This window comes from Acinetobacter sp. FY731 (assembly GCF_059515905.1).
The window spans coordinates 168,161-182,174 of record NZ_JCAKNB010000001.1 but is presented as its reverse complement, the minus strand read 5'-3'; the positions used below and the strand labels follow the sequence as shown (position 1 = coordinate 182,174).

Annotated in this window: 13 protein-coding genes; 3 read left to right on the top strand and 10 right to left on the bottom strand. The window is 36.0% G+C overall.

Going from position 1 to position 14,014, the window contains the following annotated elements; all coding sequences use genetic code 11:
- Nucleotides 1-2: 2 nt before the first annotated feature.
- A complete protein-coding gene (locus AC5YC8_RS00945) occupies nucleotides 3-794 on the bottom strand; it encodes an RnfABCDGE type electron transport complex subunit B (RefSeq protein WP_496163253.1) in 792 nt (263 codons plus the stop codon).
- Nucleotides 795-1,125: 331 nt separating this feature from the next.
- Here AC5YC8_RS00945 and gdhA point away from each other — a divergent pair, with 331 nt between their 5' ends.
- A complete protein-coding gene (gene gdhA, locus AC5YC8_RS00940) occupies nucleotides 1,126-2,469 on the top strand; it encodes an NADP-specific glutamate dehydrogenase (protein ID WP_496163252.1) in 1,344 nt (447 codons plus the stop codon).
- 85 nt (nucleotides 2,470-2,554) lie between these two features.
- On the opposite strand, the gene AC5YC8_RS00935 is transcribed toward gdhA, so the two are convergent.
- From AC5YC8_RS00935 to AC5YC8_RS00895, 9 genes are all read right to left on the bottom strand, one after another.
- Nucleotides 2,555-3,331: a DUF4377 domain-containing protein gene (locus AC5YC8_RS00935; protein ID WP_496163251.1), complete on the bottom strand. Its 777-nt coding sequence runs from the start codon at nucleotides 3,329-3,331 to the stop codon at nucleotides 2,555-2,557.
- Nucleotides 3,332-3,478: 147 nt separating this feature from the next.
- Entirely contained in the window at nucleotides 3,479-4,255 is a 777-nt protein-coding gene (locus AC5YC8_RS00930; protein WP_496163250.1) for a DODA-type extradiol aromatic ring-opening family dioxygenase, read from the bottom strand.
- Between the two features lie 105 nt (nucleotides 4,256-4,360).
- Nucleotides 4,361-4,843 (bottom strand): 23S rRNA (pseudouridine(1915)-N(3))-methyltransferase RlmH, encoded by a 483-nt coding sequence (gene rlmH, locus AC5YC8_RS00925; protein WP_496163249.1) that lies wholly within the window; start codon nucleotides 4,841-4,843, stop codon nucleotides 4,361-4,363.
- 108 nt (nucleotides 4,844-4,951) lie between these two features.
- The gene (locus tag AC5YC8_RS00920; protein WP_496163248.1) at nucleotides 4,952-5,671 is read right to left on the bottom strand and encodes a retron Ec48 family effector membrane protein; all 720 of its coding nucleotides are present in this window, start codon (nucleotides 5,669-5,671) and stop codon (nucleotides 4,952-4,954) included.
- Entirely contained in the window at nucleotides 5,668-6,552 is an 885-nt protein-coding gene (locus tag AC5YC8_RS00915; RefSeq protein WP_496163380.1) for a reverse transcriptase family protein, read from the bottom strand. Before AC5YC8_RS00915 ends, AC5YC8_RS00920 begins: the two co-directional genes overlap by 4 nt.
- A gap of 30 nt (nucleotides 6,553-6,582) precedes the next feature.
- Nucleotides 6,583-6,843 (bottom strand): hypothetical protein, encoded by a 261-nt coding sequence (locus AC5YC8_RS00910; RefSeq protein ID WP_496163247.1) that lies wholly within the window; start codon nucleotides 6,841-6,843, stop codon nucleotides 6,583-6,585.
- Nucleotides 6,844-7,263: 420 nt separating this feature from the next.
- Nucleotides 7,264-9,690 carry an endopeptidase La gene (lon, locus tag AC5YC8_RS00905; RefSeq protein WP_496163246.1) on the bottom strand — a complete coding sequence of 809 codons (2,427 nt, stop codon included), beginning with the start codon at nucleotides 9,688-9,690 and terminating at the stop codon, nucleotides 7,264-7,266.
- 144 nt (nucleotides 9,691-9,834) lie between these two features.
- On the bottom strand, nucleotides 9,835-10,410 hold the full coding sequence (locus AC5YC8_RS00900; protein WP_496163245.1) for a 5-formyltetrahydrofolate cyclo-ligase: 576 nt from the start codon (nucleotides 10,408-10,410) through the stop codon (nucleotides 9,835-9,837).
- Nucleotides 10,411-10,498: 88 nt separating this feature from the next.
- Nucleotides 10,499-10,876: a MerR family transcriptional regulator gene (locus AC5YC8_RS00895; RefSeq protein ID WP_496163244.1), complete on the bottom strand. Its 378-nt coding sequence runs from the start codon at nucleotides 10,874-10,876 to the stop codon at nucleotides 10,499-10,501.
- Nucleotides 10,877-10,961: 85 nt separating this feature from the next.
- Between AC5YC8_RS00895 and AC5YC8_RS00890 the strand changes: the two genes are divergently transcribed.
- Both AC5YC8_RS00890 and AC5YC8_RS00885 read left to right on the top strand, forming a co-directional pair.
- Entirely contained in the window at nucleotides 10,962-13,691 is a 2,730-nt protein-coding gene (locus AC5YC8_RS00890) for a heavy metal translocating P-type ATPase (protein ID WP_496163243.1), read from the top strand.
- Nucleotides 13,692-13,884: 193 nt separating this feature from the next.
- Nucleotides 13,885-14,007 carry a hypothetical protein gene (locus AC5YC8_RS00885; RefSeq protein WP_496119775.1) on the top strand — a complete coding sequence of 41 codons (123 nt, stop codon included), beginning with the start codon at nucleotides 13,885-13,887 and terminating at the stop codon, nucleotides 14,005-14,007.
- The last annotated feature ends 7 nt before the right edge of the window (nucleotides 14,008-14,014 follow it).

Here is a 14,014-nt window from a genome sequence, read left to right as displayed (position 1 = left end):
TTTTAAGCTCCTAACGCTGAAAGTTGCTTGTTTAAATTATCTAAGAGTATTCGTTTATTTGCATCTTCTCGAACGCTGAGTTGTTTTTCTAATTTTTTAATTTGAGTTCTAAGCTTTGCAAGTTCAATGGTTGTTTTAGCATCTTGTTGAGCAATGGCAGGTTTTTCATTTTCTGCTAATTTAATTGCAGGTACATTCGCTGTTTGGGCAGAAAATTGTGCAAAAAGCTCTGTGTCAATTTCAGCACGAACCACGGGACCTTTACGATGAATACGTCGTTTTTCTTCACGTTGAATGTGTGAATAATAGCGCTGTCTTAAATCATTTTGCTCTGTGGTACGAATAGTTTCAGTTGGTACTTCTTTAGCATCTTCAATTAAATCAATGCAATCTACAGGGCATGGAGGAATACATAATTCACAACCTGTACAGAGGTCACTTAAAATACTGTGCATAAGCTTTCCTGAACCAATAATGGCGTCTACAGGGCAAGCACTAATACATTTGGTACAGCCAATACATTCATCTTCACGAATAACGGCTTTCATACGCTGTGGACGACCATCAATTTGAATAGGCCACACACTTTCTTCTGCTTTTAATTTTGGTCGTGCCAGAAGGTCTGCCAAAGCATCAGCTACAGGCTGACCACCAGGAACACATTTATTTGCTTCTTCACCATCTGCAATCGATTTTGCATACGGTAAACACCCATCACGATGACCACATAACCCACATTGGGTTTGCGGAAGTAAGGCATCAATATTTTGAATGAGTGCAATTTGCGAGTTCATTTAGGTACCACGACTACTCAAAAAAGTAGTAAAAAGGAGAAAATTTAGTAAGTTGATGATTTTAACACGAAATATTTCATTAAGCTTGTGCTCTAAATTGATACAAAACATGTCTTTATTTGGCGCAATTTTTTCGGTTGATATAGTTGAAATATAACGAATTTTTATTAAGTATAATAAATATAAATAATTGTTATTTAATATTTAATTAAATTTCATTCAAATAATTGTTGTAGATTTATTACAAAAGATATTTAATGTTTTGCGCCAAAATAAATCGTTGATTAACTTTTTGACCAATTTTGATCCATTTTCTGCTGAGGATTAAGCGTTGAAATACAACACACTTAATGAGTTCCTAGATTACGTAAAAACACGTGATGCATATCAACCAGAATTTCTTCAAGCTGTAGAAGAAGTGATGACAAGTTTGTGGCCTTTCATTGAAAAGAATCCACAATACGCAGCTCACGGTTTACTAGAACGTCTAGTTGAACCTGAACGTGCAATCCAATTCCGAGTTTCTTGGGTAGATGACCAAGGTCAGACACAAGTAAACCGTGCGTTCCGCGTACAGTACAACTCAGCTATTGGTCCATTTAAAGGTGGTATGCGTTTCCACCCATCAGTGAACCTTTCAATCCTAAAATTCTTAGGTTTTGAACAAACTTTCAAAAATGCTTTAACTACACTTCCTATGGGTGGTGGTAAAGGTGGTTCAGATTTTGACCCTAAAGGTAAATCTGAAGGCGAAATCATGCGTTTCTGCCAAGCATTAATGATCGAGCTTTACCGTCATCTCGGCTCTAACACAGATATTCCTGCTGGTGATATTGGTGTTGGTGGTCGTGAAGTTGGCTATATGGCTGGCATGATGAAAAAATTGAGCAATGACACTTCATGTGTATTCACTGGTAAAGGTTTAACTTTCGGTGGTTCATTGGCTCGTCCTGAAGCAACTGGTTTCGGTACTGTGTATTTCGCTGAGGAAATGCTCAAGACTCGTGGCGAAAGCTTCAAAGATAAAGTCGTAACAATTTCAGGTTCTGGTAATGTTGCTCAATATGCTGCTGATAAAGCAATGTATTTAGGTGCTAAAGTGGTTTCACTTTCAGACTCTGCTGGTACTGTATACGTGAAAGACGGTTTTACTGAAGAATTACTTGCTGAGGTAATGGAACTTAAAAACGTTAAACGTGGTCGTATCTCTGAATTTGCTGCTGCTCATGGTTTTGAATATCTTGAAGGTCAACGTCCTTGGGGTATTAAGTGTGATATCGCGCTTCCATGTGCAACACAAAATGAATTAGATGCTGACGATGCTGTTGTACTTCTTGCTAACGGTGTGAGCTGTGTTGCTGAAGGTGCAAACATGCCTTCTACTTTAGGTGCTGTAGAGAAATTTGTTGAAGCAAATATTCTTTATGCGCCAGGTAAAGCATCAAATGCGGGTGGTGTAGCGACTTCAGGTCTTGAAATGTCTCAAAACGCATTGCGTTTAGGTTGGACTTTTGAAGAAGTTGATGAGCGTCTTCATGCTATCATGAAAGAAATTCACCGTAACTGTGTTAAATACGGTACAAAAGAAGATGGTACTGTTAACTATGTTGATGGTGCTAACATTGCAGGTTTCGTAAAAGTTGCCGATGCAATGCTTGCTCAAGGCGTATTCTAAGCAAATACGTTGGACCCAAAAAAACCGAGGCATTAGCCTCGGTTTTTTTATCTTTCAGATTAGCACTGAATATTTCAAACTAGAATTAAAGCACACCTTTAACCGCTTCACGCTCAATAGTCATATCGTGTACATAAGCATATTTTGATTGGTCAGCAGCAGGATTTTTGATTTCGTAGCGTTTAACACGAATCACTTGACGTTCATTTGGGTTATGTTGATAACCGTCAATGGCATCATAAAAGTTAGACCAGTTTTGATCTGCTTGCGTTTTAATGCCTTTATCGTTGTATTTAATTTCACGAACTTGTAGACACGTTTGAGGTGCTACACCTTGGCATTGAACAGTATTTGGATTTACTTCTAGGAAAATCGTTTCCCCTTGAGTTTGATACTTAACTTCAGGTGTCATTTTTCCTGTAAATACAACTTTTTCACCATTTGCTGCAATTAAGGTAAGAGTTGGTTTCTGAACATCATCTAAATTAAGAATAAAAGGTGCTTTACGACCATCAAATAGGCTTGCTGCAAAACTTTCTTGTTTCATTGAGTTATCATCACATGCCATCATTGTAGACATGATGTTTGATGTAGAAATAGTATTGTTTTCAACTTTCCAAGATGTTCCAAGCGTATTACAGCTAGTTGAAACACTTAAGCGACCTTTTTCGGCAAAAGTCAGTACGATAGGGCGCTTCGCATTTTCAGTGTTAGCACTCCAAGTATAAGATGTTAAGGTTTTATCTGCATTTTGTTGTTGTAATACTGACACAGCAAGATCTCCAACTTTTTGAATGTCGCTAGATTGGCAGGCAGCTAGAGTAAGTGGGAATAGAGCAATAGCTAAATATTTTAATTTCATTTTCAGTATGTTCTTTATTGAAAAATTGATTGATAAATAGAATAGCTGAATGTGATGAAAAGAAAATGGATACATATTCACTTTTTGAGGATGAAATGTATCCAAAATTTATATGATTGTTAATTTATTGTGTTTTTGAATCATTTTTTAATCAAAACGATAAACGTCCATACCTAATGAGCCCATAGTAAAACTACTATGTACAACACTAAAACGATGACCTGTACCCATAGCAAAGAAAATAGGTGCAAAGTGTTCAATGGTTGGGTGATTACGGTTTACATGAGGAGTATTTTTCCAATCTAAAACCGCATCGAAGTCATTGTGGTGAAGCTTATTGACTACATAATTTCTAAAAGTTGATGCCCATTCAGGAACAGATTGATCATCTCCATTCCATGAAAGCTCTCGTAAATTATGGGTAATACTGCCTGAACCAATCATCAAAATTTGCTTTTCACGTAGTGGTGCAAGGGTCTGCCCAATTTTATAAATATCTTCAGCAGACATATTCATAGGTAAAGAAATTTCAACCACAGGAATATCTGCATCGGGATACATGTGAAGTAGGGGCATCCACACACCATGATCGCGTGGGCGCGTACTATTTGCATGTGCAGGTAATTCTGCATGTGCAAGAAGCTGTAAGATTTTTTCGGCTAATTCAGGCTCACCAGGAGCAGGGTAGCGTATGTCATAAAGTTCGGGTGGAAAACCACGGAAGTCATGCCATGTTTCAGGGCGTACAGCCGAACTGACTTCAAGTGCATTACTTTCCCAATGTGCAGACATAATAATAATGGCTGTTGGTTTTGGAAGATTAAAGCTTAATCTTTCTAATGCAGGTCCAACTTGTTCAGGGTTAAGCGCAAGCATAGGTGAACCATGAGAAATAAATAAACCAGGAAGAGTTTGTAAGTTCATTGCTATACGCCTAAATAATTCATCTGTGATGATTATCTATAAATTAAAAAATAATATAAACCTGAAATATTCAACAATTCGTTCTAAAAGTGGAACAATTTGAAATTAACCAGCACGATGGTAAGGATGGTTATTGTTAATGCTCATAGCGCGGTAAAGCTGTTCAATGAGCATGACACGTACCATAGGGTGAGGCAGGGTTAATTTAGATAATGACCAGTGCCAAGCAGCGGCTTTACGCACAGCTTCTGAGTGACCGTCTGGCCCACCAATAGCAAGTACAATGTCGTTACCTTCGAGCATCCAACCTTTCATGGTTTCGGCAAGTTTTTCGGTGCTAAATTCACGTCCGCCTACTTCTAAGGCAATGAGCACTTCGTTTTGTTTCATCGCATTTAGAATGCTGTCACCTTCAATATTTCGGTATTTTAAAATATCTGCTTCGGAGTCATTTTTACCACGCTTTGCTATGGGTAATTCTATAATTTGAGTTTGCACAAATGGTTGTATGCGTTTGAAGTAGTCTTCAAAACCTGTAAGTACCCAAGCAGGCATTTTTTGACCGATAGTCAGAATACGAATTTTCATAAGAAGCAAATTTTTAAAACAGGATTGAATTATACCTTGAAATGCGTGGGGTGGATGAGATTGTTATTTGAGAGTGTAATAGGGGATTTGGTCGAAATTAAATTTAACTTAATAAATGCTATATTTTGCTTCTATTACATCTGAAACATTAATGTTTCTATTTATATGATTAATTAAATCGTATAGCTCATGCTCAATTTTTAAAAATTGCTTTCTTTCATATCTAGGAAGTTCAATTCCCATTTTTTTTGAACTCTCTATTAACAAATCAATATGATCAGTATATCCAAGCTTTCTAGGTAAATTATTATTTAAGAAATCTATAGACACATTAAATGATTTAATTATATTTTTGTAGTCATTACATATGCTTAGATCACCATTTTTTACATTTGGAAAAATATAAGTATAAAGGGCTAATTTATCAATGCTATTAGGTGATAGATATTTCAATTTACTGACTTTTATTTCTAACATCATAATAAAATTTTCATAATGTTTGAGATAAGTTGAATATCTGCTAACCTCTTGATTATTTAGATTGTTCTCATGTGTAGTGAAATATGTATTTAGATATATTTTAACTGTAATCCAACCCAATAGCAGTGTAGTAATAGCTGTTGAAAAAACTGGTATTTGAAGTATCTGGTCATTTAATTCTAGAAATTTTTTCAACCCTGAATTATTAATTTGTATTTCATAACCTTGTTTCAATATATCAAAACAATTTCCAACCCAGAAGTAAATGACAATCATTGAGGTCACTAACCAAAGTCGCTCAATAATCAAATATATTAACTTAGCTTCTTTTTCTAAACCTGTGTTCATACCTTGTTTCTTATCCGATATAATTGCAGTTCTGCATTAAGATCAAAGGCTTTACTATCATATATTTTTTTGGGATGAGACTTTAAAAATCCTATTCTATGTTGAATTTTAAAGAATTTTTTATTGTAGATATAGTTGCCCTCTCCACTCTGTTTAGGAAAGAAAATCTTTAATTCTTTTATCGATTTCTCTATATATTTTATATCCGAGTCATTAGGTAAAGGATAAATTTTATTTAATTTATTTTGCAATTTAATATATGACTGATGATTTACCCTTTGTAACTTACTGATAAGGCCTTGACATCGATTAAAGTCAATCCTGTAATAATAATGTGTTCTATGATTTGGTTTTTTTGCTAGCTCAGATAATCTATGAATTGTAGCTCTGATATTTTTTACTTCAGTCTTATCATATCTAGGACTTTTAAAATCAACTCGAATATTATGAACTGTTAATGGTATAGACGAAAATCTATTTACTTCTATCTTCTTCTTATTCAGTGGTAAATTCAAATTATTTAAAAGACTTTCTACAATATTAATAATAGCTTCAAAGTTGAAGTCTCTATTTTTGGAAGAAATAGTAATATCATCTACATATCTAGTATACGTAAGTTTCTTGCTTTTCATTCTCAAAAACAAATTTTCTTCTAAAGAGTGCAAAGCAATTGATGCTAAATAACTAGAAGTAATTCCGCCTTGAGGTACTTTTAAATCAACACAGCAAAGGGTAGATAAAATTTGTGATATATCATCAGGATAACGAAAATTTTTTTTAAAAATACTTTCAACTAACTCTTGACTGATATTGTCAAAGAAGTCTTCAATGTCTAATTTTAATATTGATTGAGCTAAGCAATGTTGTTGAGCACATTCAATGAAGTCATGGGAATTATCATCAGCAGGAATTTATCCAAATACAAAATCTGGCCACGAAACTTGCGAAAAAATTCTATTTTTAATTCTTCTTTGAATTTTACGAAATATAGGTTTTGGGTTATATACAGTTCGTTCTCTTCCATCTTTTTTTGCAATAGTTCTAGAAGAATATTTGTCTTCATCTTCAATTTGAATTGCATATAAAATATCTTCAATATCAACATCTAAGATTTTTGCTAGATGATCAATATCTTTAATTGGGCTTCCATGAAATTCAAACTTAGTATTCATAAATAATTGATATAATCGAAGGCAACCGAAATATATGTTTAGAACATATAATAAATGCGGATTTGTAGTTTATACCCACTTCACTGCTCATGGCATCTATGGATAACCACACAAACTACTACCTTCGACTATCAGGATTATTTGGGACAAATAGGACGGAACCGACCTTCTCCCCACAAGCTAGATAAATCTAGCACTGATAAAATCAGCAGATAGATACCATTAAATTGAGCAACATTAGTAATCAAACGAAACGTTTGAGTTTTATAGATTATAATCTATTGATTTTGAAAAGTAAACTTATCTAATTTGGTAACTAACATAAATTTTTATGATAAATTAAAATAATAAATATTTAATTTATCTTTGCAATAGAAACAAAAAAGCACACCGAAGTGTGCTTTTATATTGCTTTTAAAATTAATGACGAGCTGCTTTACCTTCATCTACAGCTTTAACAATTGGCGCTTTAACCAACGGCTTAGGCGTAGAAACAAGACCTAAAGCTAAAATTTCATCAATCGATTTAACCGCTTTAATTTCCAAACCTTCTTTTACATTGTCAGGAATTTCAATTAAATCACGCACGTTTTCTTGAGGAATAAACACAAGCTTAATTCCACCACGATGCGCAGCAAGCAACTTCTCTTTTAAACCACCAATACGCATAGCACGACCGCTTAAGCTCGTTTCACCTGTCATTGCAATATCAGGTCGAATCGCAATTTTAGTAAACGCAGAAACTAAAGCTAACGTTAATGCTAAACCAGCAGAAGGGCCATCTTTAGGTGTTGCACCTTCAGGTAAATGAACGTGAACATCAGTTTCTTCAAAACGAGAAGCTTCAATACCAAGTTCATCTGCACGAGTACGAACCACCGTCATTGCTGCGGTAATAGACTCTTTCATTACATCACCAAGCGAACCTGTAGTAATGAATTTACCTTTACCCGGAACAGCTGCAACTTCAATATTTAGCAGCTCACCACCAACAGAAGTCCAAGCAAGACCATTTACACGACCCACTTGCGCTTCCTCTTCCGCCATACCAAAGTCAAACTTATGCGGACCTAAGTAGTCAGGCAAGTTTGCTGAAGTCACTTCAACTTGAAGATTCTTCGCTTTTTTACTTACCGCTTCTTTAACCACTTTACGTGCAATTTTAGACACTTCACGCTCTAAGCTGCGAACACCAGCTTCACGTGTATAACGCTGTACGATGTCACGAATCGCTTCTTCATGAACAGTCAATTCTTTCGCACGTAAACCATTGTTCTTAATTGCTTTAGGAACAAGGTAGCGGTCTGCAATATTCACTTTTTCATCTTCTGTATAACCTGGAAGACGAATGACTTCCATACGGTCAAGAAGCGCTTCAGGAATATTCATACTGTTTGCAGTACAAATGAACATCACTTCAGATAAATCTAAATCAAGATCTAAATAATGATCATTGAACTTAGCGTTTTGAGATGGATCAAGTACTTCAAGCAGAGCAGAAGCAGGGTCACCACGGTAGTCTTGCGCCATCTTGTCAATTTCATCGAGTAAGAACAAAGGGTTCTTCACGCCTACTTTTGTTAAAGATTGAACAATTTTACCTGGCATCGCACCAATATAAGTACGACGATGACCACGAATTTCCGCTTCGTCACGTACGCCACCAAGCGCCATACGAACAAATTCACGACCTGTTGCTTTTGCTACAGATTCACCAAGCGAAGTTTTACCAACACCCGGAGGACCAACCAAGCAAAGAATAGGGCCACGAAGCTTTTTCACGCGTGATTGAACAGCAAGGTATTCAACAATACGTTCTTTAACTTCGTCTAAGCCATAATGGTCAGTATCTAAAATATCTTGAGCTTTTGCTAAGTTAATGCTGACTTTGCTCGCTTTATTCCAAGGCGTATCTAAAATTGCCTCAATATAGTTACGAACAACAGCCGCTTCACTTGATGCAGGCTGCATTGCTTTAAGCTTACGGAATTCAGATTCAGCTTTTTTACGTACATGTTCAGGTAAATCTGCTTCAGCTAAACGACGTTCAATTTCAGCAACATCATCTTCAGCACCACCATTAATATCGGAAAGTTCACGCTGAATTACTTTCATTTTTTCATTTAAGAAGTATTCGCGCTGATTTTTTTCCATTTGGCGTTTTACAGAATCATGCAAAGTTTGCTCAATCTGTTGTTCTTCAGATTGTTGCAATAAATAAGTCATGAGCTCTTGTAAATGTGCTTCAAATTCATCGTGTTCTAAGAACTTTTGTTTTACATCAATATTCAATGGAACGCGTGTCGCTACAAAGAATAAGAGTTGAAGTAAATCTTCAATTTTATTTGCAGCAGCAATAAGTTCACGAGCATTACGTAATTTTGCTTCCGCATATTGAGCGAATAGGGCGCGTAACTCTTCAACACGAGTTGACTGCGTTGCTGCATCAACAGTAACAGTCATATCACTTAAGCTGTGTTCTGCTGTGAGATAATCATCGTTATCGATAATTTTTACCAGTTTAGAACGATGTAAACCTTCAATTAATACTTTTATGCAGTTTTCATCATTTTCATGATTCACAACTTGGACAATCTTCGCGACAGTACCGTATTGATATAGATTTTCGTGATCAATTTCTTCTGTAAGAGAATCTCTTTGTGCCACAACAAATACTAAATTGTCATTGTTACGAGCGACATCAACAGCCTTGATCGACTTTTCACGACCCACAAATAAGGCAATTTGCATGTGAGGGTAAACGACCACGTCACGTAACGCTAAAAGCGGTAATACGCTTGGAACCTGAGGTTCTAAGATTTCTTCATTCATAATATTTTCAGACATGGACACTCCTCATGAGTAACAACGGTGTTGCATATTTTTATAGTGATGTGTATTTGGAAAATTACAAGGGTAATAGGCAATATAATGTAGAAAAAATGACTAAATATGTGATTTTAAAGTGATACATATAGTCAAAATAATGATTTAGTCTTTAAAACGATACAATTTGTTAGGGGTGAGTAGGGCGTTTAAGGGTTGATCCCAAACTTGGCGTTCAAGTTGTGTATTTATAAATTGAAAATCATGTGCTAGTCCTAAACGGAATGGTTTGTGTTGAGCACTTGCTAAGGTTTTATCATAAAAACCTCCGCCCATGCCAATTCGAGTACCCAAAAAATCACAAGCCAATAAAGGCATGATGAGTAAATCAAGTTTAGATACGTGTAAACCTCGTGTGGCTGTAGGTTCTAACATACCTAAAGTATGAGGTACAAAGCGTTTATTACGATATTGATGCTTTGAAATTTTTACCCAAACTAAAGCTTGGCGTGTGGATGTTACTTTGGGTAAATAAACGTCTTTGCCTTTTGATAAAGCATATTCAATTATTTTGTTGGTATAGATTTCACCAAAAGCATCTAAATAAATACCAATTTTTTTTGCATGTTGAAAGCCATGAAAATGACGAAGTTGATTTAAACAGTTTTGCTCAGATTGGCGCTGTTGAAAAACGGAAATTTGACGACGTTGTTTTCTAAATTGAGATCTGAGCACATTCATAATTTAAATATAAAGTAAATTTTATCGAAATATATAATGAATCATAGGCTTGATTGATAGATGCTAAAAGAGTGTAGCACGGTTTTTTTTATTGCTTTAGCTCTTTTAAAATAGGACAGCAATGTTCATCTGTAGATTTACATTCATCGACCCACGTATTTAAGCGTTTTTTTAATGCCTTTAATTCTTTAATGCGTAGATCAATTTTTTCTAAGCGTTGCTCAATGACTTTTCGCACTTGGGCTCGATCATTCATTTGTAATTTTAATAACTCATGAATTTCACTGAGCTGTAAGCCAGCATCTTTCCCTTTTTGTATAAAGCTTAAAGTTTCAATATCTTGTTGCGAATAAAAGCGATAGTTTCCTTGTGCTTCAGGAATACGCATTAAGCCAATACGTTGATAATAGCGAATAGTTTCAACAGATGAATGCGTCATTTTAGCAAGCTTACCAATAGTAAACATATCATTTCCCTTCTAAAAGACTTGACTCTGTACCTAGGTACAGACTTTATTCTAATATAAACATAAAAATGCGAGAGTGTCTAAGATGGAACAAGCTAAAAAAACGGCATGTTGTTCTCAGTCTAAAGCAAAGCTAGAAATTGTTACGACAGATCCGATTTGTGGTATGACTGTCGCAGAGGATTCTGAGCGATATTTCGATTTTGAAGCAAAGCGCTATTTATTTTGTTGTGATGGATGCAGAACAAAGTTTGCTGAAAATCCTGAACAATACTTAAAGGCAAAAGATTTATCTTCTACGAAATCTTCATGTTGCAGCACTAAGAAAACAGATGCTGTAGAAATGGCGATGCCTGTAAAAAAATCGTGTTGTGGTGGAACAGAAAAAGAACAAGTTGAACCTAAAAAAGCATCATGCTGTGGTACAAAAGATAAGACAGAAGTTGTTGAAAAAACAAGTTCATGTTGTGGTTCTGAAAAGAAAGAACAAGCAGTTGAACCTAAAAAATCAAGTTGTTGCAGTGGTTCAAAACCAAGCTCAAATGCCAATACCGAAATAGATTTGGTGTGTGGTATGTCGGTAGATACATCAACCGATTTAAAAACGGACTATCAAGACAAGACTTACTATTTTTGTAACCCATCTTGCGTAGAAAAATTTAAAGCAGATCCTGCATTTTACTTAATTCCTTTTGATGAACGTCCTGTACCTGAAGGCGCTGCGGATATGGATTATACCTGTCCAATGGATCCTGAAATTGTGCAAAAAGGACCAGGGACTTGTCCTATTTGTGGTATGGCTTTAGAGCCTATGCAGCCCACGTTAGATGATGGACCAAATCCTGAATTGGTCGATTTTAGCAATCGTTTCTGGAAAACATTACCTTTAACTTTACTTGTTTTTGTGTTGGCAATGGGTTCGCATATTCATGCCGTAATTCCTCAGCATATTCAGCCATGGATTGAATTCGTACTGTCAATACCTGTGGTGCTTTGGGCAGGTAAGCCAATTTTAGAACGATGTCTTTCATCTTATAAAACACGTAATTTGAACATGTGGAGTTTGATTGGTGTAGGTGTGATCGCTGCATTTATTTATAGTGTGGTGGCAACTATTTTCCCATCTTTAATTCCAATGGCTGCAAAAACAGGGCATGGCGTTGCTGTGTATTTTGAAGCGGCATGTATGATTGTTTCACTGAGTTTGCTTGGTCAAATCATGGAATTAAAAGCACGAGCTAAAACTGCCGATGCTTTAAAATCTCTATTACGTTTACAAGCCAATACAGCAACATTGGTACAAAATGGTGAACTTGTAGAAGTTGATATTTCAATGATTCAACAAGGTGATATCTTACAAATTGCATCAGGTGAGCAAGTGCCTCTTGATGGTGTTGTGATAGATGGTAAAACCTATATAGATGAATCGATGATGACGGGTGAACCTGTTCCAGTGAAAAAGGAATTAGGTGATCAGGTCATTGGTGGAACGGTCAATCAACAAGGTAGTATTCGTATTGAAACGACCGCTGTTGGTGCAAATACAACTCTCGCTAAAATGATTCAAACAGTTGCCGAAGCGCAGCGTTCAAAAGCGCCATTACAGCGTTTAGCTGATGTTGTTGCTAAATATTTTGTAGTCACCGTATTGGCGGTTAGCGTGCTTACATTTATTGCATGGATGGTCTTTGGTAAAGCTCAATTTGATTTAGCATTAATGTGCGCCGTAGCTGTTTTAATTATTGCTTGTCCTTGTGCATTAGGTTTAGCAACACCAATGTCTGTGATGGCAACAACAGGACGTGCAGCACAAAAGGGCGTATTGTTTAAAGATGCAGAAGCCATTGAAGCACTCAGCAAAGTCACGACTTTGGTTGTGGATAAAACGGGTACGCTTACAGAGGGTAAGCCAAGCCTGAAAGAAATTAAATTATTGGTGCCTGAGTTAGATCAGCAGCAAATTGAAACGTGGATTGCATCTATTGAGCAATTCTCAACACATCCTATTGCACATACTTTATCGAAAATTGTGCCGACATCATCTTATGTTCAAGTTAGAAACTATGAAGATGTGACAGGTTTTGGTGTAAAGGGTGAGATTGATGGTTTTGCGGTTTATATTGGTAGCCAAAAACTCATTGAACAATTAGGTATTTCTGTTTCCTTATCACTACAAAATGAGTTAGATATTTTGCGTGAACAAGGGCAGGTCATTAGCTTTTTAGCAACAGACTCTGCTTTGTTGGCATATATCTCGATTCATGATGCTTTAAAGCACAATGCTCGCCAAGTCATTGATCAACTTATTGCAGATGGTGTTGAGGTAGTGATGGCAACAGGTGATCATGAAAAGAATGCACAAATTGTGGCAAATGAGCTGGGAATTAAGCAAGTTTATGGAAATTGTACGCCACAAGAAAAACTCGATATTGTGAAAAAACTACAAGCGCAAGGTCGTATTGTAGCTATGGCAGGAGATGGGATTAATGATGCACCTGCATTAGCACAAGCTCATGTGGGAATTGCAATGGGAAATGGCACTGATATTGCCAAACAAACAGCACAAATTACGCTGGTTAAAGGTGATATTCGTGGTGTAGCAGATGCAATTCACATGGCGAAACTGGGTGTTAAAAACATGAAGCAGAACTTAGCATTCTCATTTGTCTATAATGGCTTGGGTGTGCCTGTAGCAGCAGGGGTGTTTTATCCACTTACAGGTTTGTTACTTACGCCAATGCTAGCAGCTGTAGCAATGTCATTAAGTTCATTGTCTGTTGTTATTAATGCTTTAAGATTGCAAAAATCTAAATAATTTAAAGAGATAAAAAAGCCTAAACGATGTTTGGGCTTTTTTATTTCCTTATCGATCTAAAAAACAAATCACTGTTAGGAAAATAAACTGTTTTGTCTATATAGGTAGCTTTAGTATATTTATCACACAAATTAAGACCACTGCATATTGTGAATGGGTGGTTTATCTCCCTAAATTGATTTGGATAAATGTTATGACTAAAGTAATTTCTGTTGTGCTTTTTACGGTATTAGTATCAGCTTGTTCGTATAACCCTGTTCAATATGAACAACAACGTGCTTATGATAATGCACTACACAGCAAACAAAATGGTTAATTCCATG